General features: G+C 74.1%; 28 protein-coding genes. 13 read left to right on the top strand and 15 right to left on the bottom strand.

The window, feature by feature from the left end; translation table 11 throughout:
* The first annotated feature begins 322 nt into the window (after positions 1-322).
* Both ACFUEL_RS04330 and ACFUEL_RS04335 read left to right on the top strand, forming a co-directional pair.
* Entirely contained in the window at positions 323-2,164 is a 1,842-nt protein-coding gene (locus ACFUEL_RS04330) for a BTAD domain-containing putative transcriptional regulator (protein ID WP_380234447.1), read from the top strand.
* A 92-nt stretch (positions 2,165-2,256) separates the two neighbouring features.
* Positions 2,257-3,252 carry a LuxR C-terminal-related transcriptional regulator gene (locus ACFUEL_RS04335; protein ID WP_380234448.1) on the top strand — a complete coding sequence of 332 codons (996 nt, stop codon included), beginning with the start codon at positions 2,257-2,259 and terminating at the stop codon, positions 3,250-3,252.
* Between the two features lie 92 nt (positions 3,253-3,344).
* Here ACFUEL_RS04335 and ACFUEL_RS04340 read toward each other — a convergent pair whose 3' ends face one another.
* From ACFUEL_RS04340 to ACFUEL_RS04350, 3 genes are all read right to left on the bottom strand, one after another.
* Positions 3,345-4,139, bottom strand: a complete 795-nt coding sequence (locus tag ACFUEL_RS04340) for an ABC transporter permease (protein WP_380234449.1) — start codon at positions 4,137-4,139, stop codon at positions 3,345-3,347.
* Positions 4,136-5,113 (bottom strand): ABC transporter ATP-binding protein, encoded by a 978-nt coding sequence (locus tag ACFUEL_RS04345; protein WP_380234450.1) that lies wholly within the window; start codon positions 5,111-5,113, stop codon positions 4,136-4,138. The genes ACFUEL_RS04340 and ACFUEL_RS04345 overlap by 4 nt, the downstream gene beginning before the upstream one ends.
* Positions 5,114-5,276: 163 nt before the next feature.
* On the bottom strand, positions 5,277-5,711 hold the full coding sequence (locus ACFUEL_RS04350; RefSeq protein WP_380234451.1) for a MarR family winged helix-turn-helix transcriptional regulator: 435 nt from the start codon (positions 5,709-5,711) through the stop codon (positions 5,277-5,279).
* 92 nt (positions 5,712-5,803) lie between these two features.
* Here ACFUEL_RS04350 and ACFUEL_RS04355 point away from each other — a divergent pair, with 92 nt between their 5' ends.
* Positions 5,804-6,760: a zinc-binding alcohol dehydrogenase family protein gene (locus ACFUEL_RS04355; RefSeq protein ID WP_380234452.1), complete on the top strand. Its 957-nt coding sequence runs from the start codon at positions 5,804-5,806 to the stop codon at positions 6,758-6,760.
* Between the two features lie 125 nt (positions 6,761-6,885).
* Here the strand turns inward: ACFUEL_RS04355 and ACFUEL_RS04360 are convergent, their stop codons facing one another.
* Together ACFUEL_RS04360 and ACFUEL_RS04365 are read right to left on the bottom strand one after the other, a co-directional pair.
* On the bottom strand, positions 6,886-7,803 hold the full coding sequence (locus ACFUEL_RS04360) for a CU044_5270 family protein (protein ID WP_380234453.1): 918 nt from the start codon (positions 7,801-7,803) through the stop codon (positions 6,886-6,888).
* Positions 7,804-7,820: 17 nt separating this feature from the next.
* Positions 7,821-8,423: an RNA polymerase sigma factor gene (locus ACFUEL_RS04365; protein WP_380234454.1), complete on the bottom strand. Its 603-nt coding sequence runs from the start codon at positions 8,421-8,423 to the stop codon at positions 7,821-7,823.
* Positions 8,424-8,814: 391 nt separating this feature from the next.
* On the opposite strand from ACFUEL_RS04365, the gene ACFUEL_RS04370 reads away from it, so the two are divergent.
* From ACFUEL_RS04370 to ACFUEL_RS04380, 3 genes are all read left to right on the top strand, one after another.
* Positions 8,815-10,092, top strand: a complete 1,278-nt coding sequence (locus ACFUEL_RS04370) for an MFS transporter (RefSeq protein ID WP_380234455.1) — start codon at positions 8,815-8,817, stop codon at positions 10,090-10,092.
* 94 nt (positions 10,093-10,186) lie between these two features.
* Positions 10,187-10,777: a CGNR zinc finger domain-containing protein gene (locus ACFUEL_RS04375; RefSeq protein WP_380234456.1), complete on the top strand. Its 591-nt coding sequence runs from the start codon at positions 10,187-10,189 to the stop codon at positions 10,775-10,777.
* Positions 10,778-10,950: 173 nt separating this feature from the next.
* Positions 10,951-11,127 (top strand): hypothetical protein, encoded by a 177-nt coding sequence (locus tag ACFUEL_RS04380; protein WP_380234457.1) that lies wholly within the window; start codon positions 10,951-10,953, stop codon positions 11,125-11,127.
* 232 nt (positions 11,128-11,359) lie between these two features.
* On the opposite strand, the gene ACFUEL_RS04385 is transcribed toward ACFUEL_RS04380, so the two are convergent.
* From ACFUEL_RS04385 to ACFUEL_RS04400, 4 genes are all read right to left on the bottom strand, one after another.
* A complete protein-coding gene (locus tag ACFUEL_RS04385) occupies positions 11,360-12,169 on the bottom strand; it encodes a hypothetical protein (protein WP_380234459.1) in 810 nt (269 codons plus the stop codon).
* 53 nt (positions 12,170-12,222) lie between these two features.
* On the bottom strand, positions 12,223-12,429 hold the full coding sequence (locus ACFUEL_RS04390) for a DUF397 domain-containing protein (protein ID WP_380234460.1): 207 nt from the start codon (positions 12,427-12,429) through the stop codon (positions 12,223-12,225).
* 105 nt (positions 12,430-12,534) lie between these two features.
* On the bottom strand, positions 12,535-12,738 hold the full coding sequence (locus ACFUEL_RS04395) for a DUF397 domain-containing protein (protein WP_380234461.1): 204 nt from the start codon (positions 12,736-12,738) through the stop codon (positions 12,535-12,537).
* Positions 12,698-13,570 (bottom strand): helix-turn-helix domain-containing protein, encoded by an 873-nt coding sequence (locus tag ACFUEL_RS04400; protein WP_380234462.1) that lies wholly within the window; start codon positions 13,568-13,570, stop codon positions 12,698-12,700. Before ACFUEL_RS04400 ends, ACFUEL_RS04395 begins: the two co-directional genes overlap by 41 nt.
* A gap of 146 nt (positions 13,571-13,716) precedes the next feature.
* Between ACFUEL_RS04400 and ACFUEL_RS04405 the strand changes: the two genes are divergently transcribed.
* Genes ACFUEL_RS04405 through ACFUEL_RS04415 form a run of 3 tightly spaced genes read left to right on the top strand, consistent with a single transcriptional unit; the run spans position 13,717 to position 14,632 of the window.
* A complete protein-coding gene (locus ACFUEL_RS04405; protein WP_380234463.1) occupies positions 13,717-13,962 on the top strand; it encodes a hypothetical protein in 246 nt (81 codons plus the stop codon).
* A gap of 17 nt (positions 13,963-13,979) precedes the next feature.
* The gene (locus ACFUEL_RS04410) at positions 13,980-14,291 is read left to right on the top strand and encodes a hypothetical protein (protein ID WP_380234464.1); all 312 of its coding nucleotides are present in this window, start codon (positions 13,980-13,982) and stop codon (positions 14,289-14,291) included.
* Entirely contained in the window at positions 14,288-14,632 is a 345-nt protein-coding gene (locus ACFUEL_RS04415) for a hypothetical protein (protein WP_380234465.1), read from the top strand. The genes ACFUEL_RS04410 and ACFUEL_RS04415 overlap by 4 nt, the downstream gene beginning before the upstream one ends.
* 9 nt (positions 14,633-14,641) lie before the next feature.
* Here ACFUEL_RS04415 and ACFUEL_RS04420 read toward each other — a convergent pair whose 3' ends face one another.
* The 3 genes from ACFUEL_RS04420 to ACFUEL_RS04430 all read right to left on the bottom strand — a co-directional run bounded on the left by ACFUEL_RS04420 (position 14,642) and on the right by ACFUEL_RS04430 (position 19,262).
* Complete coding sequence (locus ACFUEL_RS04420; RefSeq protein ID WP_380234466.1) at positions 14,642-16,408, bottom strand: LCP family protein; 1,767 nt, start codon at positions 16,406-16,408, stop codon at positions 14,642-14,644.
* 160 nt (positions 16,409-16,568) lie between these two features.
* Positions 16,569-17,834: an arginine deiminase gene (locus ACFUEL_RS04425; protein WP_380234467.1), complete on the bottom strand. Its 1,266-nt coding sequence runs from the start codon at positions 17,832-17,834 to the stop codon at positions 16,569-16,571.
* A gap of 69 nt (positions 17,835-17,903) precedes the next feature.
* A complete protein-coding gene (locus ACFUEL_RS04430) occupies positions 17,904-19,262 on the bottom strand; it encodes a basic amino acid/polyamine antiporter (protein WP_380234487.1) in 1,359 nt (452 codons plus the stop codon).
* A gap of 331 nt (positions 19,263-19,593) precedes the next feature.
* Between ACFUEL_RS04430 and ACFUEL_RS04435 the strand changes: the two genes are divergently transcribed.
* Both ACFUEL_RS04435 and ACFUEL_RS04440 read left to right on the top strand, forming a co-directional pair.
* Positions 19,594-21,186, top strand: coding sequence for an acyl-CoA carboxylase subunit beta (locus tag ACFUEL_RS04435; RefSeq protein ID WP_380234468.1), 1,593 nt, complete (start codon positions 19,594-19,596; stop codon positions 21,184-21,186).
* Positions 21,187-21,263: 77 nt separating this feature from the next.
* Positions 21,264-22,454, top strand: a complete 1,191-nt coding sequence (locus tag ACFUEL_RS04440; protein ID WP_380234469.1) for a glycosyltransferase — start codon at positions 21,264-21,266, stop codon at positions 22,452-22,454.
* Between the two features lie 78 nt (positions 22,455-22,532).
* Here ACFUEL_RS04440 and ACFUEL_RS04445 read toward each other — a convergent pair whose 3' ends face one another.
* Entirely contained in the window at positions 22,533-23,906 is a 1,374-nt protein-coding gene (locus ACFUEL_RS04445) for an NAD(P)-binding domain-containing protein (RefSeq protein ID WP_380234470.1), read from the bottom strand.
* Between the two features lie 123 nt (positions 23,907-24,029).
* On the opposite strand from ACFUEL_RS04445, the gene ACFUEL_RS04450 reads away from it, so the two are divergent.
* Positions 24,030-24,389, top strand: a complete 360-nt coding sequence (locus tag ACFUEL_RS04450) for an ArsR/SmtB family transcription factor (RefSeq protein ID WP_380234471.1) — start codon at positions 24,030-24,032, stop codon at positions 24,387-24,389.
* 64 nt (positions 24,390-24,453) lie between these two features.
* On the top strand, positions 24,454-24,927 hold the full coding sequence (locus tag ACFUEL_RS04455) for a GNAT family N-acetyltransferase (RefSeq protein ID WP_380234488.1): 474 nt from the start codon (positions 24,454-24,456) through the stop codon (positions 24,925-24,927).
* A gap of 83 nt (positions 24,928-25,010) precedes the next feature.
* Here ACFUEL_RS04455 and arsB read toward each other — a convergent pair whose 3' ends face one another.
* Positions 25,011-26,105: an ACR3 family arsenite efflux transporter gene (gene arsB / locus ACFUEL_RS04460; RefSeq protein ID WP_380234472.1), complete on the bottom strand. Its 1,095-nt coding sequence runs from the start codon at positions 26,103-26,105 to the stop codon at positions 25,011-25,013.
* Positions 26,105-26,410, bottom strand: a complete 306-nt coding sequence (locus ACFUEL_RS04465) for an ArsR/SmtB family transcription factor (RefSeq protein ID WP_380234473.1) — start codon at positions 26,408-26,410, stop codon at positions 26,105-26,107. Before ACFUEL_RS04465 ends, arsB begins: the two co-directional genes overlap by 1 nt.
* Positions 26,411-26,431: the final 21 nt, after the last annotated feature.

The raw sequence follows: 26,431 nt of genomic DNA on the forward strand, positions 1-26,431 counted from the left end.
CGAGTCCGTGCTGCTGGTGGCCGGAGCCCATCGGAGGTTCGTGCTGCTGCGTGTCCGTGACAGAACCAGAAGCAGATGCGCGCAACGGCAGTGAACCGCCAGCAGCCACGGGCTCGCCGTTCCCCGAGCCCCTGGTGGTTGCTCGACCGAGCCCCTGGTGGTTGCTCGACCGAGCCCCTGGTGGTTGCTCGACCGAACCCCTGGCGGTGCTCGGACGGTTCATGCCACGGCATGAACCGACCAGCCGTGGGGCGTTCGCGAAGCGGGTCGGGGCGCGGAGGATGGGGGCGTTGCAGCTGATCCGTGCCCTGGGGGAGGTCTGATGGAGTTCCTGGTGCTGGGGGCCCTGGAGGTCCGGTGCGGCGGCGTTCCGGTGGAGGTGCCGGGGCGGCGTCAGCAGCGGCTGCTGGCCCTGCTGCTGCTGGATGTCGGCCGGGCGGTGTCCGCCGACCGGCTGGTGGACGGGCTGTGGGACGACCCGCCTGCCTCGGCCCGGCCCCAACTGCACAATGCCGTAAGGGATTTGCGCCGGTCCCTGGCGGGTGGCGAGCACCGCTTGGAGACCACCGCCACCGGCTACCGGCTGGCCGCGCCGGCCGACGCGGTGGACGCCCACCGCTTCACCCGCCTGCTCCGGACGGCCCGCGCCGCCGAGCGGGAGGGGCGGCTCGCCGAGGCCGTCCGGCTGCTCCAGGACGCGGGCGAGCTGTGGCGCGGCGAGCCCTTCGCGGGCCTGCCGGGGCCGGCCCTGGCCGGGGCCGCCGCCCGGCTCTCCGAGCAGCGTCTCGCGGCCGCCGAGGACCTGATGGACCTGCTCCTGCGGACCGGTGAATCCTCGTCCCTGGTAGGCGAGTTGACCGCCCTGCTGGCCGAGCACCCGCTGCGCGAGTCGCTGCGCCGCAGCCTGATGACCGCCCTGCACCGCAGCGGGCGGCAGGCCGACGCGCTGGCCGTGTACGAGGAGGGGCGGCGGCTGCTGGCCGACGAACTCGGCCTGGAGCCGGGCCCCGCGCTGCGCGCCCTGCACGCCGAGGTGCTGGCCGACCGCCCCGCCGCACCCGTCCCCGCGCCCACCCCCGCGCCCGTCCCCGTGCCCACACCCGCATCCGCACCCGTCCCCACGCCCACCCCCGCGCCCGCGCCCGTCGTCGAGGCGGTCGCGGAGCCCGGCCGGCCGAACTGCCTGCCGCACGGCCTGGCCGACTTCACCGGTCGGGACGCCGAACTGGCCCTGCTGCGGGCGGCCGTCGACCGGCGGGCCCCGGGCGCGCCGCTGATGCTGGCGGTCGACGGCATGGGCGGCGTCGGCAAGACCAGCCTCGCGGTGCGGCTCGCGCACGAGCTGACCGGGCGCTTCCCGGACGGCCAGTTCTTCGCCGCGCTGGACGGGTTCGACGAGTCCCGGCCGCCGGTGCCGCCGGCCCGGGCGCTGGCCGCGCTGCTGCACGCGGACGGGCTGCACCCCGACCGGCTGCCCGACTCGCTGGAGGAGCTCGGCGCGCTGTGGCGGGCCCGGCTGGCGGGCCGGCGCTGTCTGCTGGTGCTGGACGACGCGGCGGACAGCGCCCGGGTCCGCCCGCTGCTGCCGGGCGCCGGGGAGAGCCTGGTGCTGGTCACCGGGCGGCGCAAACTCGGCGCGCTGGACGGGGCGGTGGCCCTGCCGCTGGACGTGTTGCCGCCGTCCGACGCGGTGGAGCTGCTGGCCCGGATCGCCGGCCGGGACCGGGTCGCCCGCGAGCCGGAGCGGGCCGCCGAGGCCGTCGCGCTGTGCGGGCACCTGCCGCTGGCGGTCCGGATCGCCGCGACCAGGCTCCGCGACCGCCCCGCCTGGACGGTCGCCGACCTGGTCGACCGGCTGGCCGACCCGGCCCGCCGGGCGGCCTGCCTGCGCACCCCCGACCGGGACGTGATGGCCCTGCTGCGCGCCTCCTACCAGCACCTCGACCGGGCCCAGCGGCGCTTCTCCCGGCTGCTCGGCCGCCGGGCGGCGGACGGCTTCGACGTGCACCGGGCGGCGGCCCTGACCGGCCTGAGCCCGGACCGGGCCGAGGGGCTGCTCGACGTCCTGTTCGAGCACAACCTGGTCCGCCAGGAGCCCTCGTCCCTGTTCTCCCTGCACCGCCTGCTCCGCGACTGCGCGTCGGACCTCCCCGACGCCGCCTGACCGCCGCCGGCCCGGCCGCCGCGGTCAGTAAGCTCTCGGCCCGGGGGCGGGCGTCACCGGCGCCGGTCGGAACGCGGAACGGGGGCCGAGTCATGCTGGACGCGCTGGGGCTGGACGCCGAGGCCGAGGCCGTCTACCGGCGGATGCTGGCCGATCCGCGGGCCGGGATCGCCGCGCTGGCCCTGGGGTCGGGGCTGTCCGAGGAGCGGGTGCGCGGCGGGCTGGACCGGTTGGAAGCGCTGGCCCTGGTGCAGCCCTCGGCCCGGGAGGAGAGCGGGTTCCGGGCGGTCGGGCCGGAGACCGCGATGGAACTGCTGCTGGCCCGCCAGCAGGCCGAACTCGCCGCCCAGCAGCTGCGGGTGGAGGCGTCCCGGGCCGCCGCCGCGCAGCTGATCGCGGAGTGCTCGGCGCTGCGTCCGGCCGCGGCCGACGCGTCCGTGGAGCAGCTGACCGGTCCGGAGGCGATCCGCGAGCGGCTGGCCGGGCTCGCCGACGCGGCGCGCCTGGAGGTGGCGACCTTCGCCCCCGGCGGCGCGCACACCGAGGAGGACCTGCGGGCCAGTCGGCGGCCGAACGCGGCGCTGCTGGAGCGCGGGGTGCGGATGCGCACGGTCTACCTGGACAGCGTCCGCAACCACCGGCCCACCCTGGAGCACGTGGACTGGCTGCACCAGCACGGCGGCCAGGTCCGGACGGTGCCCGCGCTCCCCGTCCGGATGGTCCTCTTCGACCGGCGGCTGGCCGTCCTGCCGACCGACACCGAGGACGCCCGGGCCGGTGCGGTGGTGCTGCGCGGCGCGGGCACGGTGGCCGCGCTGTACGCGCTGTTCGAGGGCGTCTGGGAGCAGGCCGTCCCGTTCGGCGGCCTTCCCGCGCCCGGCCCGGACGGGCTGCCCGCGCAGGAGGCGGCGGTGCTGCGGATGCTGGCCCGGGGCCACACCGACGAGGCGATCGCCAAGCGGCTGGGCGTCTCCCCGCGCACGGCCCGCCGGCTCGCCGCCAACCTGATGGAGCGGCTGGACGCCCGCAGCCGCTTCGAGGCGGGGGTGCACGCCGTCCAGGACGGCTGGCTCCCCGCCACGCGCTGACCGCGGGCGCCCGGCCCCGGATCCGTCCGGGCGCCCGGCCCTCGGATCCTTCCGGGTGACCGCCCGGCCGTCCGGCGCCGGCCGGGCGGGGTCTACGGGCGGCCGGTGGACTTGCGGAAGCGGCGCACCGCGAGGAACGAGAAGCCCGCGCCCCAGGCCAGCAGGTTGAGCACCGCGCCGGCCGCGCCGGAGTGCTCGCCGTGGAAGGAGAAGCCCTCGTTCAGCGGGTACCGGGCCAGCGTCGCCACCCCGTACATCGGGGTGAAGCGGGAGACCTCCAGCATGGTGCCGCCGAGCGGGACGAACAGGTTGCCCAGGAAGGCCAGGCCGGTCATGGTCAGGCCGGGCATGTGCATCACCACGTCGGGCTTCATCACCAGGCCCATCCCGATGCCGAGCGCGGCGAACACCACCGATCCGGCCCAGGCCGTCAGCAGCGAGAGCGTCCACACCGAGGCGTCGGCGTGCGCCCCGGTCAGCGCGCCCAGCACGCCCACCACGGCGACCGGCACCCCGGCCATCAGCACCGAGCAGACCACCTTGACCAGCAGGTAGCCGGGCGGGGTGAGCGGGCTCAGCGCGATGGTCCGCATCCAGCCGGCCGACTTCTCCACCGAGATGGTCGCGGCCGAGCTGACCGCCGCGGTGGCCGCGCCGTACACGGCCTGGCCGGTCATCATCCAGGCCGCGAAGTCGCCGTGCGGCAGCCGGGCCCCGCCGGAGGGGGCGGTGCGGAACAGCGCCAGGTACAGCACCGCGGGCAGCAGCACCGTGAAGAGCGTGGTCTGCCGGTTGAAGCGGCGGCGCAGCTCGTAGCGGACGAAGGTCGGGTTCACCCCCTGGAACAGTGCGGGGCGGGGGGCGGCGGGCGCCAGGGCGGCGGTCATCGGACGGTCTCCTTCACGTTCGTGGCCACGGCCCCGCGGGCGTGTTCGGTGAGGGCGAGGAAGGACTCCTCCAGGCTGCGCGGCGCCACCTCGATCTCGCTGGCCCACGTCCGGTCGAGCAGCGTCCGCACCAGGGCGTCGGAGTCGGCGCAGGTGAAGTAGGTGCGCTCGCCGCGCACGGTGGTGGAGTGCACCCCGGGCGTGCGGGAGACGAGTTCGGCCTCGAACGGGTCGAGCACCGCCGAGACGGTCCGTCCGCCGGTGGCCGCGCGGATCGCGGAGGCCGAGCCGTCGGCGACCACCGCGCCGCGGTCGACCAGCACCACCCGGTCGGCGAACCGGTCCGCCTCCTCCAGGTAGTGGGTGGCGAACATGACGGTCGTGCCGGCGGCCGCGTCGGCCCGGACGGCCGCCCAGAAGTCCCGCCGGGCGACCACGTCCATGCCCGCGGTCGGCTCGTCCAGCACCAGGAAGTCCGGCCCGGACAGCAGGGCCAGGGCGAACCGCAGGCGCTGCTGCTCGCCCCCCGAGCAGGACGCCACCCGGCGGTCGCGCAGTTCGGCGACGCCCGCCCGGACCATGCAGTGCTCCGGGTCCGCCCCGGGGTGCAGCGAGGCCAGCATCCGGACGGTGGCGCCGACGGTGAGGTCCGGCAGCAGCCCGCCGGACTGCAGCACCGCCGCCACCCGGCCGGCCCGCACGGCCCGTTCCGGGTCCGCGCCGAACAGCCGCACCTCGCCCTCGTCCGGGCGGGTCAGTCCGAGCAGCAGGTCGATCGTGGTGGTCTTCCCCGCCCCGTTCGGTCCGAGGAACGCCACCACCTCCCCGCGCCCGATCCGCAGGTCCAGCCCGCCCACCGCGGTGAACACCTCGCCCGCGGCGTTCGCGAACCGCTTGACCACCCCGCGCAGTTCGGCCACCGGCGGCCCGTCCGCCGCCCCGCCGGGCGCCGTCCGGCGCCGCTCATCGACCATCGTTGCGTGTCCTCCCGATCCGGCGGAGGTCCTCCCTCCCGCACCACCACCCTCCCGGTCCCCGCTATCCCCCGGCCCCGCCCGCCCTATCGGTCCGCTATCCCCCGCCGGGAGGCGGCCCGTCCCCCGCCGGGAGGCGGCCCGTCCCCCGCCGGGAGGCGGGTCAGCGGTCGGCGACGAGCCTGCGAACCAGGGCGGTCAGCTGGTCGCGTTCGGCGGGGGTGAGGGGGGCGGTGAGGTCGGCGTTGGCCCGTCGGCCGAGTTCTTCGGCCTGGTGGAGGAGGTCGCGGCCGGCGGGGGAGAGGGTGATCAGGTTCTTGCGGGCGTCGCGCGGGTCGCGTTCGCGGGTGACCAGGGCGCGGGACTGGAGTTCGTTGAGGGCGGTGACCATGTCCTTGGGGTCGATCCGGACGGTGCGGGACAGTTCGGCCTGGGCCAGCGGCCCGTACTCGGCGAGGGCGCAGAGCACGGCGTGGTGGCCCATCCGGAGGCCCGCTTCGGCGAGGCGTTCGGCGACCAGGCGGTGGGCGAGGGCGCCGGCCCGGCCGAGCAGCCAGCTGGGCAGGGACTGGAGGCGGGTGAGCGCGGGGTCGTCCATGGCCGGAAGCCTACTCCGGAAAACATTGGACGCCCCAATGAATCTCCGGCTATCGTTGGGGCATCCAACGACCTCCCGAAGGGCCTTTCCCCGTGCGCGAGTTCACCCTGCACAGCTACGACGGCCCGGCCGGCCTCCGGCTCCAGGACGCCCCCGAGCCGGCCCCCGGCCCCGGCGAACTGCTGGTCCGGGTCGAGGCCGCCGGGCTGACCCCGCCCCTGCTGCGCGCCCTGCGCGGCCACGGCCGGGCCCCGCTGCCGTACTCCCCCGGCGGCGACCTGGTCGGCCGGGTGCTCGCGGTCGGCGAGGGCGTCACCGCCCACCGCCCCGGCGACCGGGTCGGCGGCGTCGCCTTCTCCGGCGCGTACGCCGAACTCGCACTGGTCCGGACCGAGTTGGTCACCTCCGTACCCGAGGAGGTGCCCGCCGGCGAGGCGCTCGCGGTGGTCCGCGGCGGCCTGGTGGCGCTCGCCGCCCTGCGCCTGGGCGAGTTCGCGCCCGGCCAGGCCGTGCTGATCACCTCGGCGGCCGGCGGCGTCGGCCACCTGGCCGTCCAACTCGCCGTCGCCCTGGGCGCGGAGCGCGTGGTGGCGGCCGTCGGCTCGCCCGACAAGGCCGGGTTCCTGCACGGCCTGGGCGCCACCGAGGTGGTCGGCTACGCCGATCTCGAACTGCCGCACGTCCTCGACGACCTCGAGCCGATCGACCTGCTGATCGACAACGCGGGCGGCGACGCCCTGACCGCCGCCCACGCCGCGCTCGCCCCGTTCGGCCGCCTGGTGGTCAACAGCGGCTCCGGCGGCAGCCTCGACGCGGGCGTGCTGCTCCGCGGCATGCACACCGCCACCGGCCTCTCGATGGCCCAACTCTCCCGCCTGCGGCCGGACTTCCTCGCCGAATGCCGCGCCGAGCTCTGGCACCTGCTGGCCACCGGCGCGCTCCGCCCGGCCGTCACCGCCTTCCCGCTGACCGCCCTCCCGGAGGCCGTCGCCCTGCTGGAGCGCCGCGCCAACCTGGGCAAGCTCGCCGTCCTCCCCGAACCCGCCTGAAGCCCCCGCCCCCTGAAGCCCCCGACCGCCCGAAGCCACCAACCCCCCGAAGCCCCCGCCCGGCGGGAGCACGGCGGGCGGGGGCGGATCAGGACGGGTCGAACGGGTCGAACGGGTCGAACGGGTCAGGACGGCTGCTGGTACGCCTGGTCGACGAAGGCGGTCCTGCGCAGCGCGCTGTTGAACTGCACCGCGTCGTCGTTCTTCCCGAGGACGCGCTCGCCCAGGAAGGTGTGGGTCTGGCGGTCCAGGATGAGCTGGATGGCACCCACCCGGGGATCGACCATGCTCACCGCCTCGCCCTCCCGGCCGGTCGCGTCGGTCGCCTGCCGGACGTAGCTGATGTGCGGCAGCTTGGCCGCCGCCCGGAACAGCGCGGCCTCCTGGGCGGGCGGCACGGCGCCGTCGATCAGGTCGCGGACCACGCCCCAGACCGCGACCTCGTGCTTCGTCCCGTTGCCCTGCTCGTCGCTGAGCACCGCCGGGTCCTTGTCGAGGATCGCCAGCAGCTTGTCCGGGTCGGTGGGCAGCTTGGCCAGCTCCAGGTACGAGGAGTTCAGGATCGTCCCGGAGGCCGGGTAGGGGTCGATCTGGCCGCTGTTCTCGTACGCGCCGGTCGATCGGTACACGCCGGCCTTGGAGCCGTCCACGGACCGCCAGCCCTCACTGACGGTGGTGTCCTTCGGGCTGCCGGTGGTGTGCAGGACCTCGGTGTAGAGGAACTGGTCCGGGCGCGGCGTCGGGGTCTTGGCGGCCAGGTCGGCCAGCGCGTCGGCGGCGAGGTTCAGCGCCGAGACCGCCTCCGCGCTGGACTCGCCGGCGCCCGGGCCGACGATCTGGGTGCCGACCAGGCCCCCGGTGATCGCCATCGTCATCGCGGCGGCGACCAGCACCCGGCGCGAGCGCAGCACTCCGCGCCCGGCGGGGGCCGACTGCCGTCCGGCGATCCCGTCCATGAGCTGCTGGCGGCCGCGGAACCGGGCCTTGGCGGACATCGGTGCGGTGCCGGACCTGAAGTCGGCGAGTCGGGTCATCTCGTCCATGGGTTCTCCTCCGTCGTTCAGTGCGTCGAGTGGTCGAGTGCGGTCCGCAGCCGTCGGCGGGCCCGGTTGAGCCGGGAGCGGACGGTGCCGAGCGGGATCCCGAGCGCCTCGGCGATCTCGGGGTAGGTCAGTTCGGCCCAGGCGAACAGCAGCAGGACGTCCCGCTCCTTCGCCGTCAGCCGGGCCAGTGCGTCGGCCGTCTCCGCGGCCCGGGCGGCGGCCGTCACCCGGTCGGCGACCGTGTCGGCGTGGTCGTCGGCCTCGCCGGCCTCCAGCGGGTCGACGCCGCTGCGGGCCATGGCCCGGTAGCCGGAGCGCTCGGTGCGCCGGTGGCGGCGCAGCAGGTTGGTGGCGATGCCGTACAGCCAGGGCCGGGCGTCGGCGCGCTCCGGGTCGTAGCGGCCGCGGATCCGGAAGGCCGACAGGAAGGTCTCCGAGGCGAGGTCGTCGGCGAACGCCGTCCCGACCCGCCGGGCCAGGTAGCGGTGCACCGCTTCGGCGTGCCGGTCGTATATCCCGCCGAAGCGGTCGGGGTCGGCGAGCGAGGCCCTGATGACCTCCGCGTCACTGTCGCCGCCGTCCGTCCGGGCGGGCGCGTCCGTTCCGAGGACCGCTGTCACCGTGCCGCCCGACGGCGGTCCGGCCGTGCCTGGTCGATCGTCCGCATCGTTGTTCCCCCTCGGTGTCCGGCTCGTTGCTTACACCCTGCTATTGCCGCCGGGGCCGCGCCCGGTTCGGCGGATCGGGCGAAAACTTCTCCGGCTTGCGAAGCGGCTCCCGAAGCGGCTTGCGAAGCGGCTTCCCGGCCGACATCCCGACCGACATCCCGGCCGACATCCCGACCGGCTTCCCGACCGGCTTCCCGGCGGTCGGCCGGACGGCCCGTCAGCAACCGGTGCGCGAAAGGCGGTTGCGCCGGAGCGGGAAGGGCGCCACGCTATGCCGTAAGGGTTCTGAACCCTTACGCGGCCGGGCCGAGCCGGCCGACCGCTCCCCGCCGAAGGAGACCCGGTGACCGACCAACTCGCCCCGCCCGCAAGCACGTTGATCCCGCCCGCCGCCACCGGCCCGCTGGTCGGCCAGTCCGGCCGGGTGCACACGGCCCGGTTCAAGTGGGGCGTCCTCGGGATCGGGATCGCCGCCCAGGCCGCGTTCAGCGCCGCCTTCCAGGGCATCCCGACCGCGGGCTCCCAGCTGCAGGGCGCCTACCGGCTCACCCCCGGCCAACTCGGCCTGGTGCTGGCCGCGGTGACCTGCGGCGCGTTCGCCACGGACGTCCTGTGGGGCCTGCTGGCGGACCGGATCGGCGAACGCAGGGTGCTGATCACCGGCCTCGGCGGCACCACCCTCGCCCTCGCCGCGGCGGCCGCCTTCCTCACGCCCGGCGGCGGCGCCGTCCCGTCCCACCTGGCCCTGGCGGTCGTCCTGTTCCTGGCCGGCGGCCTCGGCGGTTCCGTGAACGGGGCTTCCGGCCGGGCCGTGATGGGCTGGTTCCCGCCCCAGCAGCGCGGGTTCGCCATCAGCCTGCGGGTGGCCGCCGTCCCGGCGGGCGGGGCGCTCGGCGCCGCCGTCCTGCCGCCGCTCGCGACGGCCGGCGGCTTCCGCTGGGTCTTCGGCTTCCTGGCGGGCTGCTCGCTGCTGGCGACCCTCGCCGTGGTGCTCTGGCTGGACGAGCCCCCGCTGGCGCGGCCCGGCGGCCGGGCCGCGGGCCCCAACCCGCTGAAGCGGTGGGACATCTGGCGCCTGGCCGGTACCGCGTTCCTGCTCGACCTGCCCCAGTTCACCGTGCTGACCTTCGGCTCGGTCTTCCTGCACACCGTCGAGCACCTGTCGCTGGGCACGATCGCCGTCCTGCTGGTCACCGTCCAGGTGTTGAGCGCCGTCTCGCGGGTCTGGGGCGGACGCTGGACCGACCGGCGCGGCGGACGCCACCGGCGCACCCTGGTCACCGTCTACAGCTGGACGATCGCCGCGGGCTTCACCGCGACCGCCCTGCTCCGCTCCGGCCCGCCCTGGGCGGCGGCCGCCCTGCTGGTGCTCTCCGGCACCCTCGCCTGCGGCTGGCACGGCGTGCACTACGCCGAGATCGCCACCATGGCGGGCCCCGAACGCTCGGGCGCCGCACTGGGGTTGGAGAACACCATGGTCTTCGCGGGCGCCTTCGTCACCCCGCTGCTGATCCCGGCCCTGCTGTCCGCCACCTCCTGGCCGGCGGTCCTGCTGCTGGTCGGCGCGCTCCCCGCCGCGCTCTCCGCGCTCGTCATGCCGCGCGAACCGCACACCGCCTGACCGGGCCTGCCCGGCCGCCATCCGTCCGTCCGTCCGTCCGTCCGTGACAGCATCGCCCTCGAAAACCCGTACCTCCAGGAAGGGGAGCGCCCCCGTGACCAGCACCGACCTGCGCTTCGACACCGGCCGGACCTGCCTCGACCTGCTGGCCACCGTCGGCGGCAACCTCTCCCCCGCCCCGGTCGAGCGGCTCGGCACCCCCGACCGGCTGGACGCCTGGCTGCGCGGCACCGGTGTGCTGCCCGCCGACGAGCCGCTCGACCTGGACGCCGGGGCCCTCCCCCGCTTCCACGCCCTGCGCGCCCTCGTCCACCGCGTCGTGCACGCCGAACTCACCGGCGGCGGCGCCACCGAGGACGACCTCGCCGCCCTCAACCGCACCGCCGCCCCCGGCCCGCTCGCCCTCCGCCTGGTCCGCACCCCCGACGGCGAACGGCTGCACCACCGCCCGGCCGCGCCGCCGACCCTCCCCGCCCTGCTCGGCGCCGTCGCCCACGACGCCGTCCACCTGCTCGGCTCCCCCGACCGCGACCTGCTCCGCGTCTGCGAGGGCCCCACCTGCGACCTGGTCTACGTCGACACCTCCCGCGGCCGCCGCCGCCGCTGGTGCTCCGCCACCGCCTGCGCCAACCGGCACTACGTGGCGGCCCACCGCGCCCGCCGCACGGAGCCGGACGGGGCGTGACACCGGTGACGGCACCCGCCGGGGCCCTCGCGGATCAGCACTCGCATTCGAGGATCCCCCGAGGGTGAAGCCCGTCATCCTCGGCGCAGACCAGCCGCGCGGCGTGCGGGCACCCGCTGGCCCTCCGGAAAAGCCTTTGGCGGGGGCCGCTCCGGCCCCGATACGGTTCCCCCATGTTGCGGAACCTGCTCTTCTCCACTCTGCTCACCCTCGGCGCCCTGGTGCTCCTCGCCGTCCTCATCATCCTCGGTGTCCCCTCCCGTGTGGCCTCCGGGATCGGCATCGCCCTCGTCCTCACCGGGGCCGTGGGCCGAGGTCTCCGCAACGGCCTCGCCCGGCACAAGAAGTAGCCCCCGCACTGAGGATCCGCCGTCGCGGCGGAACGGCCTGCCGCCGGGGAAGGGTCGAGGGCTTCCTCGTCCCGCTGGTCGGCCCGGATGAACCGGCCGCCCTGCGCGGCGGACTGTTCGGAAAGCACTCCCGCGGCTCCGGCACCCGGCACCACCACCGGACGGACGCGGAGCGCGACCGGCTCCGGTCCCGGGATCCTCGGGTGGTTCAACTCCGGCCGACCGGCCACCACTACTGACCGGAGCCGCCGGGTACGGCCGCCGCGCCGCGCTCACCGACGGCGGCGACCAGTTCGCGGACGTGCTCGGTGGCCCGCGCCCGCGAGTCGAACGGCAGGGTGGCCTTGCGCGGCTCCGGACCGCCGACCTCGACGTGCACCTCGTACTTCGGCTTCTTGCGGACCTCGCGCAGGACCACCGACACCAGCTTCCCGAAGCCGATCAGCACCAGGGCCACCAGCGCGACCAGCGGCCCGTCCGGCAGGGCCGTTCCGCTCCAGTCCAGCCTCACCCCGCCGGGGCCGGTCAACCGGACCAGCACCGGGACCCCGTCCGGGCCGACGACCGCGTCCTCGTCCGGCCGCCCGGTGCCTTCCAGGCCCACCAGTTCGATGCGGTCGACGAGACGCGTCGGACGCAACGCCGCCATCCGGCGTCCGAACTCCTCGGCGCGGCTCCGCTTCTGGCTCTTCGTCTCCGCCAGTGGCAGGACCCGGCCGTCGCGCAGCCGCACCTCGATCAACCAGCAGTCGAGCGTGCCCGGCCCCTGCCGCCCGTCGCGGACCGCGATCGCCTCGACCTCCCGCCACGAAGCACGGCGGGTACGGGCGATCGACCGCTCGACGATGCCGTTCCGGTCGACGACCAGACCCGTCCGGGCCGTCTGGAAGCACAACACCGCGAAGAGGACCGCCAGGAGCCCGTAGAACACCCGCTGTCCGACCGGCGAACCGCTGCTGCTGGTCAGGACGGCGACCGAGAGCAGCAGGAACACCAGCTCCACGCCCACCAGGACTATCCGAGCAGGGTTGCTGCTCCTCACCGGCTTCATCGGATCCCCCTCCGTGTCGCCCGCTCGGCAAGGAGGCGGGCCGGTCAGACGCTTCCGAACTCGCCCGCAGCGGCGGCGGAAACGAACGCGGCCCAGGCTACGGGAGTGAAGCGCAGACGCGACCCCTCCGGGTCCTTGGAATCACGCACGGTGCCGGGGCGGTTGGTGTCGACCTCGATGCAGTCGCCGCCCTCGCCGTTGCTGTAGCTGCTCTTGACCCAGTTCTCGGACGCGCTGGTGGGGTTGGTCATCCTCGGCAACTCCCTTCGGGGTGGGCCCCGTTCGGCCGGGGCCCCGCGCCAAAAGGCATGCCCCGTGGTCCGGTCGCGAACCACGGGGCACCGTCGATTTCGGGGTCAGATGTTTCCGAACTCGCCTGCAACGGCGGAGGAAACGAAGGCGTTCCAGGCGGCGGGGGTGAAGCGCAGACGCGGCCCCTCCGGGTCCTTGGAGTCACGCACCGTGCCGGGACGGCTGTCGTCCACCTCGATGCACTCGCCGCCCTGACCGTTGCTGTAGCTACTCTTCCGCCAGCGGGCGGACCGTTCCTCGGAGCGCATTGGTGAATCCTTCCCGTGCCGAACTGAACAGGGCGTCGGTGTCCTGCGGAGACAGGGCCTGACCCCGCAGCAGATTGTAGAGGTCGAGCCGGTGTTCCACGTCTTGGGCGTCCTCGAACAGGCGCCCCCACCGGCTGCCTTCTTCATAGGCGACCATCTTCCGATCGGGCAGCGTCAGCAGCATCAGTGAGGTGCCGCCCATCTCGGAGTGGGCGCCGGCACTGAGCGGAAGCACCTGGATCGTGATGTGCCGCTGCCGGCTCGCGGCGATGAGCAGTGACAGCTGCTCGGCCATCACCTCGGGGCCGCCGACCGGCCGCCGGATCGCCGACTCGTCCAGAACGAACCAGTACCGGCACGGCGGCGGCTCCTGGTGCAGCCGGGTCTGGCGGGCCATCCGGCCGGTCAGCCACTCCTCCCGCTCCTCCGGGGTGGCGAACGGCTCACTGGCACTGAGCAGCGCGTTGGCGAACGCCTCCGACTGGAGCAGACCCGGCACGGTCAGGGTGTACGACTCGTGCCTGACGGCGGTGTCGACCAGTTTCAGGTAGGCCGAGTACTTCTCGGGAAAAGGTTCCCGCGCCGCGAGCGGGTAGTAGCGCTGGAACGATCCGTCGGTGTTGAAGGCCGCGTCCAGCTTCTCGGACAGGCCCGCCGGCGGGCGCGACTCGCCGCCCTCGATCCGACTGAGGTGCCCGGTCGAGAAGTTGAGGATCTGCGCGAGCCTGCTCAGCGACATGTCCCCGTTGGCCTTGCGGTGTCGGCGGATCTCCGCGCCGTAGAAGTGCCTCGGTGACCGTTCCGGGTGGAGTTCCCGCTCTCGCCACGCCATCCGTTCGGCCTCCTCGCATGTTCCGCGCCCGCCCGACGCCCAGGTCCGCAAAGCGGCGCACCTTGTTCAGGGTAGCGGCGCTCGGCAACGCTTGAGGCACAGACAGTGACCATTGGCCAGAGCAAGTGCAATACGGAGCAAAGAAAGTGACGAACAGTCAACAAAAGCCCACCGGAACGCCCCCGGCCGCTCCGCTCCCCTCGAACACCTACCCGACCCCGGCCGCGAAGTTGACCATCCGGGTCTACACCCTGCGGGCCGACGGCAGCCGGGTGGAGGTCTCCTCCTGCACCTCGGACGAGGACCAGCACCTGCCGCTGGTCTCGGCGCTCACCTGGCCGGCCTGCCGCTGCCCCCGGTGCACCCTCACCACCCGCAAAGACGCGGCCTGAACCCGAAAGGGACCCACGTGCTCTACACCGGACAGTCGCCGGAGGCCACCGACGTCCTCCGACGCTTCCTCCGCGACGGATTCACCCGGGCCGAACAGGCCACCGACCTCCTCGAGTTGGCCTTCCGCACCGCCCGCCTCGACCCGCCACCCGGACTCTCCCCCGTCTACCGCGACGACGTCCTCCCCGAACACGGCGCCGTCGCCCTCGGCTGCGCCGGACTGCCCTGGATCCAGCGCACCGCCGAAGCCCTCCTCGAACTCGCCTACCTCCGAGGCGAATTGCACCTCCCCCAGCAGCACCACGCCGTCCAGGCGGCCCGCCCATGACCGACCACGACCGTAACGACGACACCGCCGACACCGCCGACACCGACGACCGCGCCCCCGACAACGCCCCGCTGCGACGCGCCTGGCACCTCGCCGAACAGCTCTCCGCAGCCGGCGGCGGCGAGGCCCGGATGATCGTCACCGAGAACGGCTACCGCATCGAACTCGCCGTCCACCGCGACGACGACGGCACCGACGACACCGGCGACCACCGGGCCGTCCTGAACGCCCTCGCCCTCGGCGACCGCTGGGGCCACACCTCCTCCCCACCCTCCCGCAACAACGGCACCGCCCGCGAGACCGTCTGGAGCGAGATCCACACCGACCCGCCCCAGGAGTGAAACCGCCGGTCAGGGCGCCGAGTTGGGAACGTCCTTGCTGTTGTCGTACGCCTTGATCGGGCTCATGGCGCCCAGGCCGGGGAGGGGTGCCGTGGCATCGTGGCTGACCTCGGCGCAGCCGCTGGTGTCGTCGGCGGTGCGGGCGTCGGCGTTCTTCAGGGCGGTGGACCGGTCGGGGGCGGGTGTCTCGGGGGCGGCTCCGCCGGCAGTGGCGGGGTAGCTGGTGCCGGTGGTCCAGTCGGTGCCGATCAGCAGCTCGATCGAGCTGCCCTGTCCGGCGCGGACGGCGCTCGCGGGGAGGCCGAGGTCCGCCGCGACCTGCTGGGCGGCGGCTTCCTTGCCGGCGGGGTAGGTGACCGCGCTGTGGTCGGCGGTGACGCCCTGCCCGGTGGTGGTGTTCTTGGCGAAGCCGTCCTGCCGGAGCTTGTCGACGAGCGCTCCGGCCCGGCCGGTGATGCCGGTGCCGTTGCGCACCACGACGGTGATGCCGCTGCGGGCCGGGCCGCTCGCGGCCGGGGGCGCGGAGGAAACGGGCGCGGAGGAAACGGGCGCGGTGGCGACGGGGGCGGAGGAGGCGGGCGCGGTGGAGGCAGCGGCGTCCGGGGCGGGGTCGCCGGTGAGCGGCCGGTCGTCCTTGATCATCCGGAACAGCTCGGCCGCGCCGGGGCCGATCACCCGCCGGTTGGTGTCCGCGGGGTCGGGCACGACCTGCATGGTGGTGAAGGTGATCCGCTCGGTGGGCACCTTGCTGATGTCGTCGCCGAGACCGACCAGTTTGGTGATGCCCTTCAGTCCGGGGTCGACGGTGAGCGCGCTGGTGGCCGCGTTGGCCAGCGACAGCATCTCGGCCGGGTTGGTGAGCGTCCCGGCGCTCTTCAGCTGGCGGATCATCGAACTGAGGAAGAGGTGCTGGGCCGAGGCGCGGCCGATGTCGGTGCCGTCGCCGAAGCCGTACCTGGTCCGGACGAACTGGAGCGCCGCCATGCCCTGGAGGGTGTGTTCGCCCTTCGAGAGCTTGAGGTGCGAGCGCGGGTCGTAGATGTTGTTGTCGACGCAGACCGGGACGCCGCCCACCGCATCCGACATCTTGATCACGCCGCCGAAGTCGACCTGGACGAAGTGGTCGATCGGCAGGTCCGTCAGCTTGCGCACGGCCGCCACGGTGCAGCCGGGTCCGCCCTGCAGGGAGGAGTTGATCATGGCGTGCTTCTGCGGCTTGAACACCTGCTTGCCCGACTCGTCCTTGCAGCCCGGCAGTTCGGTCCGCAGGTCGCGCGGGATGCTCATCACGGTCGCGTTGGTGCGGTCCGCGGAAACGTGGAGCAGCAGGTTGACGTCGGCGTTCGCGCCGCTGCCGCAGGTGCCCGCGCCGAGGTTGCAGTCCTCCGGGTTGTCACGGGTGTCGGAGCCGATCACCAGCACGTTGATGGGGGTGCGGCCGAAGGCGTCCGGCGTCTCGTGCCCGGCGTCGCCCTCCTCGCCCATGAACAGCGGCGCCTCCTTGATGTTGGCGTTCAGCCGGTAGTAGACGTAGCCGCCCGCCGCGACGGTCAGCACCACCACCCCGGCCGTCCCGTACACCAGCACCTTCTGCCAGCGCCGCATCCGCCGCCGGCCCCGCCGGCCCTGCTGGCCCTGCTGCCGGGCCGCCTCCCGCCGCCCGGCCCGGCTCCTGGCCTGCCGCCGGGCCTCCGCCCGCCCGCCCGGCCGCTGCGGGGGCACCGTGCCCCCGGACCCGTCCTCCGCCGACTGGGCGGTCCCGGCCTGTCCGCGCATCACATCGCACCCCCGTGGCCCGGCCGTTCCGGGCGTGTCCACCCCTATAGATGCACGGCCCACCACAGGTGTTGCACGAATTCTCCGAACACTTTTCCGAGGCCGGAGCGACGGGGGCGACGGAACGGCAGGGCCTCGGAGCGACGGGGGCGACGGGGCGTCAGAAGTCCACCGGGTCACGGACCAGCGGGCAGGTCATGCAGTGCCCGCCGCCGCGCCCCCGGCCGAGTTCCGCGCCGACGATGGTGATCACCTCCACCCCGGCCTCGCGCAGCAGCCTGTTGGTGGTGGTGTTGCGGTCGTAGGTGACCACCACGCCCGGTTCGAGCGCGACGGCGTTGTTGCCGCTGTCCCACTGCTGGCGCTCGGAGGCGTAGACGTCGCCGCCGGTGCCGATCACCCGCAGCGCGGGCAGGCCCAGCGCCTCGGCCACCACCTGGGTGAACGGGCGGGAGCCCTCGTCCACCACCTCCACGCCGGGGGCCCGGTCGGTGGGGTAGAGCGAGAAGGCGTGCACCCCGTCCATGATCGCCGGGTAGAGGGTGACGGTCTCCCGGTCGGCGAAGGTGAACACGGTGTCCAGGTGCATCGCGGAGCGCAGCTTGGGCATCCCGGCGACCACCACCCGACGGGCCGCGCCCCTCGCGAACAGCGCGGCGGCGACCTGGGTGATCGCCTGCCGGGAGGTGCGCTCGCTCATGCCCATCAGCACCACGCCGTTGCCGATCGGCATGACGTCGCCGCCCTCGAAGGTGGACTGGCCCCAGCTCCGCTCGGGGTCGCCCCACCAGACGGTGGCGCCGGCGAAGTCCGGGTGGAAGGCGTACACCGCCTTCATCAGCAGCGTCTCGTCGTGCCGGGCGGGCCAGAAGAGCGGGTTGAGCGTGACGCCGCCGTACAGCCAGCAGGTGGTGTCCCGGGTGTAGAGGGTGTTGGGCAGCGGCGGCATCAGGTACTCGCGCGCGCCGGTGGCCTCCCGGGCCAGCGCCAGGTAGCCGGAGCGGTACTCCTCGGGCAGGTCGGCGGTGGCCAGGCCGCCGATCAGGAACTCGGCCAGCGCCGCCGGGGCCAGCGTCTCCAGGTACTCCCGGGTGCCGTCGACCAGCCCCAGGCCGACCTGGTCCGGGACGATCTTGCGGTCCAGCAGCCAGCTCCGGGCGCCCGGCACTGCCACGGTCTGCGCCAGCAGGTCGTGCAGCTCGACCACCTCGACGCCGCGCCCGGTCAGCTTGTCCACGAAGTCGGCGTGGTCGCGCTGCGCGTTCTCCACCCACATGACGTCGTCGAACAGCAGGTCGTCGGCGTTGCCGGGGGTGAGCCGCCGGTGCGCGAGGCCCGGCCGGCAGACCAGCACCTTGCGCAGCCGGCCCACCTCGGAGTGGACGCCCAGAGCGGTCGGAGCAGTCGGAGCAGTCGGAGCAGTCATCAACGCGGTCCCTTCGCAGCGTACGGAACGGAAGTCATCTCGACGGGGCGGGCCGGTCGGCCGCCGGCCTCACAGGTCGATCCACCCGGCGGCCAGCGCCGCCACCCCCACCACCGCGCCGGCCACCGACACCGCCAGCACCACCAGCTCGCGCGGCGAGAACAGCCGCCGCCCCTGCTCCCGGCGGGCCATCACGAACAGCACGGTCGCGGGCGCGTAGATGATCAGCGACACCAGCAGGTACGCCCAGCCCGCCGCGTACACCAGGAAGGCCGTGTACGCCGTGGCCAGCCCCGCCACCAGCCACGCCCCGGCCCCGGCCCGGTCCTGCCGGGCCACCAGCACCGCGTACCCGGCGGCCAGCAGGTACGGGATCAGGCTGAGCGTGCTGGTCAGGTCGAGCGCGAAGTCGAAGGCGTCGTCCGAGAACGCCGTCACCACCAGCATCAGCTGCGACAGCGCGGTGGTCAGCAGCAGCGCGGGCACCGGCACGTCCCGGTCGGTGGCGCGGGCCAGGAAGCGCGGCATGTCCTCGTCCTTGGCCGCGACGAACAGCACCTCGGCGGCCATCAGCGTCCACGCCAGGTAGGCGCCCAGCACCGAGACGATCAGCCCGACGCTGACCAGCACCTTTCCCCAGGTGCCGACCGCCGCCTCCAGCACGCCCGCCATCGACGGCTGCCGCAGCTCGGCGATCTCGTTCATCGGCAGGATGCCGTACGAGACGATCGTCACCGAGGCGAACACCGCGAAGACGCTCAGGAAGCCGAGCACCGTGGCCCGGCCGACGTCCGAACGCCGCTTCGCGTGCCGGGAGTAGACGCTCGCGCCCTCCACCCCGAGGAACACGAACACCGTCGCCAGCATCGTCCCGTGCACCTGGTCGTACAGCGAGCCCGCGTAGGAGGCGCCCTGGAAGTTGTCGGCGAACACGTCCGGTTCGAAGCAGAACAGCGCCAGCACCACGAACACCAGGATCGGCACCAGCTTGGCCACCGTGACGATCCGGTTGATCATCGCGGCCTCCTTCACGCCGCGCCGCACCAGCAGGAAGAACCCCCACAGCCCGCACGAGGACAGCACCACCGCCAGCGCGGTGTCCCCGTCCCCGAGCGCCGGGGCGAGCGCGCCGACCGTCGACATGATCAGCACCCAGTACGTCACGTTGCCGACGCAGGCGCTCGCCCAGTAGCCGAACGCCGAGAAGAAGCCCAGGTACTCGCCGAAACCGGCCTTCGCGTACGCGTACACGCCCGCGTCCAGCTTCGGCCGCCGCATCGCCAGCGCCTGGAAGACCAGCGCCAGCATCAGCATGCCCGCCCCGGCGACCAGCCAGGCGATCAGCGCGCCCAGCACGCCGGTCTCCTGCGCGAACCGGCCCGGCAGCGAGAACACCCCCGCGCCGACCATCGAACCGACCACCAGCATGGTCAGCGTCGGCAGCGCCAGCTTCGCCGTGCCGACCTCCGGTTCCCGGACCGTCTCCTCCGTCGCCACCCGCGCCGCTCCCTCTCGCTCGCGGCGCCCGGGCACCCCGGACGCCCCGGGCACCGCCGCCCCGGACGCCACCGCCGCGGGCGGAACGCTACCAACCGGATGTCCGATTCACCCGGCTATGCACCCCTCCCGCGCGCCGCCCGCCGACCGCCCGCGCACCTCCTCCAGCCGCACCACGCCCGGTCTCGACGAGGGCTCGAGGTCCGTGCCGCAGCATCGTCGATCACGGGCAGGTCCGGACGGAGAACACGGGGGAACGGGCATGGGCGCACGACCGAACGAGGCGGCGGACCGGCCGCCCCTGAGCGAGACCCGCAACCGGGCCGCCGAGCTGCGCGAACTGCGCGAGCAGGTCCGCCGCGGCCCCGGCGAGAAGGCGACCGAGGCCCAGCACGCCAAGGGCAAGCTCACCGCCCGCGAGCGGATCGACCTGCTCCTCGACAGGGGCTCCTTCCACGAGGTGGAGCCGCTGCGCCGGCACCGCGCCCAGGGCTTCGGCCTGGAGACCAAGAAGCCGCACACCGACGGCGTGATCGTCGGCTGGGGCACCGTGCACGGGCGCACCGTCTTCACCTACGCCCACGACTTCCGGATCTTCGGCGGCGCGCTCGGCGAGGCCCACGCCCAGAAGATCCACAAGATCATGGACATGGCCATCGCGGCCGGCGCGCCCCTGGTCTCGCTCAACGACGGCGCCGGCGCCCGGATCCAGGAGGGCGTCACCGCACTGGCCGGCTACGGCGGCATCTTCCAGCGCAACACCCGCGCCTCCGGCGTCATCCCGCAGATCTCCGTGATGCTCGGCCCCTGCGCCGGCGGCGCCGCCTACAGCCCGGCCCTCACCGACTTCGTGTTCATGGTCCGCGAGACCTCGCAGATGTTCATCACCGGACCCGACGTCGTCCAGGCCGTCACCGGCGAGAAGATCACCCAGAACGGCCTCGGCGGCGCCGACGTCCACTCCGCCGTCTCCGGCGTCTCGCACTTCCTCTACGACGACGAGCAGTCCTGCATCGAGGAGGTCCGCTACCTGCTCTCCCTCCTCCCGCAGAACAACCGCGAAACCCCCCACGCCCGCGCCACCGACGACCCCGCCGGACGCCGCAACGACAAGCTGCTCGACCTCGTCCCCTCGCACGGCAACCGCCCCTACGACATGCGCAAGGTCATCGAGGAGGTCGTCGACCACGGCGAGTTCCTGGAGGTCCACGAGCGCTGGGCCACCAACGTGATCTGCGCCCTGGCCCGGATCGACGGCCACGTCGTCGGCATCATCGCCAACCAGCCCCAGTCCCTGGCCGGCGTCCTGGACATCAACGCCAGCGAGAAGGCCGCCCGCTTCGTCCAGATGTGCGACGCCTTCAACATCCCCCTGGTCACCATGCTCGACGTCCCCGGCTTCCTGCCCGGCGTCGACCAGGAACACGACGGCATCATCCGCCACGGCGCCAAACTCCTCTACGCCTACTGCAACGCCACCGTCCCCCGCATCCAGCTCATCCTGCGCAAGGCGTACGGCGGCGCCTACATCGTCATGGACTCCCGCTCCATCGGCGCCGACCTCTCCTACGCCTGGCCCACCAACGAGATCGCCGTCATGGGCGCCGAAGGCGCAGCCAACGTCATCTTCCGCCGCGACATCAACGCCGCCGAGGACCCCGACACCATGCGCGCCCAGAAGATCAAGGAATACAAGAGCGAACTGATGCACCCGTACTACGCGGCCGAACGCGGCCTCGTCGACGACGTCATCGACCCCGCCGAGACCCGCACCGTCCTCGCCTCCGCACTCGCCATGCTCCGCACCAAGCACGCCGACCTGCCCAGCCGCAAGCACGGCAACCCGCCGATCTGACCGCCCGTAGGCTGATCCACCGTCACACGGACGACGGTTCCGCGACGGAACCGTCCGGCGGTCGATGGGAGACGGGCATGGAATTCACCGGACAGGGCGACGGACAGGGCGCCCCGCTGCGCCTGGTGGTCACCGGCGGCGGCACCGGCGGGCACACCTACCCCGCGCTGACCGCGGTACGGGCGCTCCAGGCCCGACTGGCCGCGCACGGACGGGCGGTGGACGTGCTGTGGATCGGCACCGCGGCCGGGTTGGAGGCCCGAGTGGCCCCCGCCGAGGGCATCCGGTTCGCGCCCGTCGCCACCGGCAAGATCCGGCGCTCCTCCAACCCGCTGAAGCTGGTCTCCCCCGCGAACGTCCGGGACATGTGCCGCGTCCCGCTCGGCGCCTGGCAGGCCCGCGCCCTGATCGCCGAGTTCGCCCCGGACGTGGTGCTGGCCACCGGCGGCTACGTCGCGGTGCCGGTCGGCCTGGCCGCCCGCTCCTGCCGGGCCCCGCTCGTCGTGCACGAGCAGACCGTCCGCCTCGGGCTGGCCAACAAGGTGCTGGCCCGCGCCGCGACCCGGGTCGCGGTCTCCTCCGAATCCACCCTGCCGCTGCTGCCGAAGTCCGCCCGGAGCACCGCCGCCGTCACCGGCAACCCGGTGCGCCCTGCCGTCCTCGCCGGACAGGCCGACAAGGCCGTGACCGCCCTCGACCTGTACGGCTTCGACCGCTCGCTGCCCACCGTCTACGTCACGGGCGGCGCCCAGGGCTCGGTGCAGATCAACACCCTGGTCGCGGCAGTCCTGCCCGACCTCCTGCAGCGCGCCAACGTCATCCACCAGTGCGGCCCCGCCAACGAGAGCGCCCTGCGCGCGCACACCCGCGACCTGCCCCCGCAGCTGGCCGGCCGCTACCTGCTCACCGGCTACCTCGGCGCCGAACTCCCCGACGTGCTCGCCCTCGCCGACGTGGTCGTCAGCCGCAGCGGTGCCGGCACCCTCGCCGAACTCACCGCCCTCGGCAAGGCCGCCGTCTTCGTCCCGCTCGCCTCCTCCGCCGGCAACGAACAGGCCCACAACGCCACCCACCTCCAGCGGTCGGGCGCCGCCACCGCCCTCCTCGGCGACGTCACCCCCGCCGCCCTCCACGCCGCCCTCACCCCCCTGCTCACCGACCCCCACCACCGCGCCACCATGGCCGCCAACTCCCGCACCCACGGCCGCCCCGACGCGGCCGACCGCCTCGTCGACGTCCTCCTCTCGGCGGTCGGCACCCGGCGCTGAGCCCTCCCCGGCTCCCCGACGCCCCGACGCTCCGGCACCCCGGCTCCCGCCGGAGCGGGCGCCGGGGCCGAGCGGCAGTCAGCAGCCGCCCCCGGGCGAGCAGGAGCCGCCCGCCGAGGGCACGCCGAGCGTGATGAGCTGCGGGACGGCGGGGGCCCCGCAGCAGCCGCCGTCCTGCTCCCCGGCGGGCTCGTCGTAGAGGCCGGCGCCGCCGCAGACGCCGGTCTCCGGGAGGGTGAGTTCGACGCGGGCGGCGGCCTCCAGGTCGCCGGCGAGCGCGGCGGCCACCGAGCGGACCTGCTCGTAGCCGGTCAGGGCGAGGAAGGTCGGGGCCCGACCGTAGGACTTCATGCCGACCAGGTAGACGTCCTGCTCCGGGTGCGAGAGCTCGTTCGCGCCGTGCGGGTAGACGGTGCCGCAGGAGTGCTGGTTGGGGTCGATCAGCGGGGCGAGTTCGGTCGGGGCCTGGAGGCGGTCGTCGAGGCCGAGGCGCAGTTCGGTGAGGAAGGACAGGTCGGGACGCAGGCCGGTCAGCACGACGACCTCGTCCAGGCCCTCGGCGCGGGTGCCGTCCTCGGCGACCAGGGCCAGGTGTTCGCCGTCCCGCTCGACGGCGGCGGTGCGGAAGCCGGTCAGCGCGTCGGCGCGGCCGCTGTCGACCGCGGCCTTGGCGGCCAGGCCCAGGGCGCCGCGGGCGGGGAGCTGGTCGGCGGTGCCGCCGCCGAAGGTGGAGCCGGTGAGGCCGCGGCGCAGCACCCACACCGCGTGGGTGCCGGGCTCCTGCTCCGCCAGGTCGGCGAGGGCCGCGAGGGCGGTGAACGCGGAGGCGCCGGTGCCGACGACGGCGGTGCGCCTGCCGGCGTACCGGGCCCGGACGGCCGGGTCCTTGAGGTCGGGGACGCGGTAGGAGACGCGGTCGGCGGCGGCGCGCTCACCGAGGGCGGGCAGGCCGTCGGCGCCGAGCGGGTTCGGGGTGGCCCAGGTGCCGGAGGCGTCGACGACGGCGCGCACCAGCAGGCGCTCCTCGCTGCCGTCGGCGCGGGCGACGTGGACGGTGAAGGGCTGCTGCTCGCGGTCGGCGTCGACGATCCGGTCCCGCCCGGCGCGGGCGACGCCGGTGACCCGGGCGCCGTAGCGGACGCGCTCGCCGAGGGCGTCGGCGAGCGGCTGGAGGTAGCGGGCGACCCAGTCGCCGCCGGTCGGGTACGCGGTGGCCTCGGGGCGGGTCCAGCCGGTGGGGGCGAGCAGCTTCTCGGCGGCGGGGTCGACGACCTCGGCCCACGGCGAGAACAGCCGTACGTGCGACCACTCGCGGACGGCGGTGGCGGCCGACGGCCCGGCCTCGAGCACCAGCGGTTCGATGCCGCGCTCCAGCAGGTGGGCGGCGGCGGCCAGGCCGATCGGTCCGGCGCCGATCACGAGGACGGGCAGGCCGGTGGTGTCGGAGGTCATGGCGGTTCTCTCCCCTTCGCGCTGGGCGGTGCGGCCTCGCCGCGACCCGCCTGATTCGACAAACGTCGATGTGCTGTCCCCTCCGACCTTGCCCGTCGTATCGATGGATGTCAATATAGGCGCATGTCGAATTCACGGATGGAGCTGCCGGTCCTCGCACCGGAGGCGGTGCCGTGCTGCCCGCCACTGACCTCGGCGGAACTCTCCGAGGCGGACGCGGTCAAGATGGCCGCGATGTTCAAGGCGCTCGGCGACCCGGTACGGCTGCGGCTGTTCTCCAAGGTCGCCGCGCACGAGGGCGGCGAGGCGTGCGTGTGCGACATCCAGGACGTCGGCGTCTCCCAGCCCACCGTCTCCCACCACCTGAAGAAGCTCCGCGAGGCCGGCCTGCTCGCCTCCGAACGCCGCGGCACCTGGGTGTACTACCGGGTCGAACCATCCGTCCTGGCCGGCCTGGCGCAACTCCTCGACCTCAACCGCTGACCCGCACCGCCCCCGCCGCGCTGGAGGAGTTCCCGTGACCGTCGCACTTCCCCCGCTCGGCCCGATGCGGCCCGAGCACGCCGAGCAGGTGCTCGCGATCTACCGGGCGGGCATCGAGGAGGGCAACGCCACCTTCGAGACCGAGACGCCGGACTGGGCCGCGTTCGACGCCGCCCGCCTGCCCGCGCACCGGCACATCGCCCTCGGCCCGGACGGGCAGGTGCTCGGCTGGGCGGCAGTCGGCGCGGTCTCCGCCCGCCCCGCCTACGCCGGGGTGGTCGAGCACTCCGTCTACGTCCACCCCGACCACCGCGGCCGGGGCATCGCGGGCGCCCTGCTGGCGGCACTGGTCGACTCCACCGAGGCCGCCGGGATCTGGACGATCCAGTCGTCCGTCTTCCCCGAGAACACCGCCAGCCTCGCCCTCCACGCCCGCGCCGGCTTCCGCACCATCGGCACCCGCGAACGCGTCGCCCGCCACCACGGCGTGTGGCGTGACACCGTCCTGATCGAACGCCGCAGCCCGGCCGTCGGCTGACCCGCCCGCCCGCCACGCCGGGAGCGGGTCGGGTGGCGGGGCGGGTCCGGTGGCCGGGGCGGGCCCGGCGGTGGGGCGGGTACTCAGGAGCCGGGGGCGGTGAACTTCTTGCGCCAGGCGAGGGAGACGTACACCAGGGCGATCAGCACCGGGACTTCGATCAGCGGGCCGACGACGCCCGCGAGGGCCTGGCCGGAGGTGACGCCGAAGGTGCCGATGGCCACCGCGATGGCGAGTTCGAAGTTGTTGCCGGCGGCGGTGAAGGCGAGGGTGGCGGTGCGGTCGTAGCCGAGGCCGAGACCCCTGCCGAGGGCGAAGGTGCCGAACCACATGATCGCGAAGTAGGCGAGCAGCGGCAGGGCGATCCGGGCGACGTCCAGCGGCTGCGAGGTGATCGTCCTCCCCTGGAGGGCGAACAGGACCACGATGGTGAACAGCAGCCCGTACAGGGCCCAGGGGCCGATGCGCGGCAGCACCTTCGCCTCGTAGCGTTCGCGGCCGAGCCGCCGCTCGCCGAGGCGGCGGGTGAGGAAGCCGGCGATCAGCGGGATGCCGAGGAAGACGACGACGTTGAGGGCGATCCTCCACATGGAGACGTCCAGGTGCTCGCCCTCGCCGAGGCCCAGCCAGCCCGGGAGCAGGTCGAGGTAGAACCAGCCCAGCACACCGAACATGACGACCTGGAACACCGAGTTCAGGGCCACCAGGACGGCGGCGGCCTCGCGGTCGCCGCAGGCGAGGTCGTTCCAGATGATCACCATGGCGATGCAGCGGGCCAGCCCGACGACGATCAGCCCGGTGCGGTACTCCGGCAGGTCCGCCAGGAAGACCCAGGCCAGGGCGAACATCACCGCCGGGCCGACGATCCAGTTGATCACCAGCGAGGAGGCCATGAGCCTGCGGTCGCCGGTGACGGTGTCGAGCCGGTCGTAGCGGACCTTCGCCAGCACCGGGTACATCATGACCAGCAGGCCGAGCGCGATCGGCAGCGAGATCCCGCCGACCTCCACCTCCGCCAGCGCGTCGTTCAGCCCGGGGACCAGGCGGCCCAGTCCGAGGCCGACGGCCATCGCGACCAGGATCCACACCGCGAGGTAGCGGTCGACGAACGACAGCTTCCCGGCGACCGACGCCGCCTCGGCGGGTCCGGCGTCCGGGGCGGGCGCGGTGCGGGGCATCAGCAGGACCTCTTGGTGTCGGCGTTGGCGCGGGCGGTGGCGGCGAGGTCGGCGAACTGACCGGACAGGACCTCCAGCACCTCCGGCCGCAGCCGGTAGTAGGTGAAGCGCCCGCACGGCTCGGTGTCCACGACGCCGGCGTCCCGGAGCACCTTGAGGTGGTTGGAGAGGTTGGTCTGACGGGCGCCGGTCTCCTCCACCAGGTGCGTGGTGCACAGGGTCTCGCGGGCCAGCAGGGTCACGATCCGCAGCCTGAGCGGGTCGGACAGCACCCGCAACAGTTCAGTGTCGACTGACATCACCATGGACTGATACTTTCACATCAG

The sequence above is a fragment of the Kitasatospora sp. NPDC057198 genome, assembly GCF_042670125.1.
Lineage (GTDB): Bacteria > Actinomycetota > Actinomycetes > Streptomycetales > Streptomycetaceae > Kitasatospora.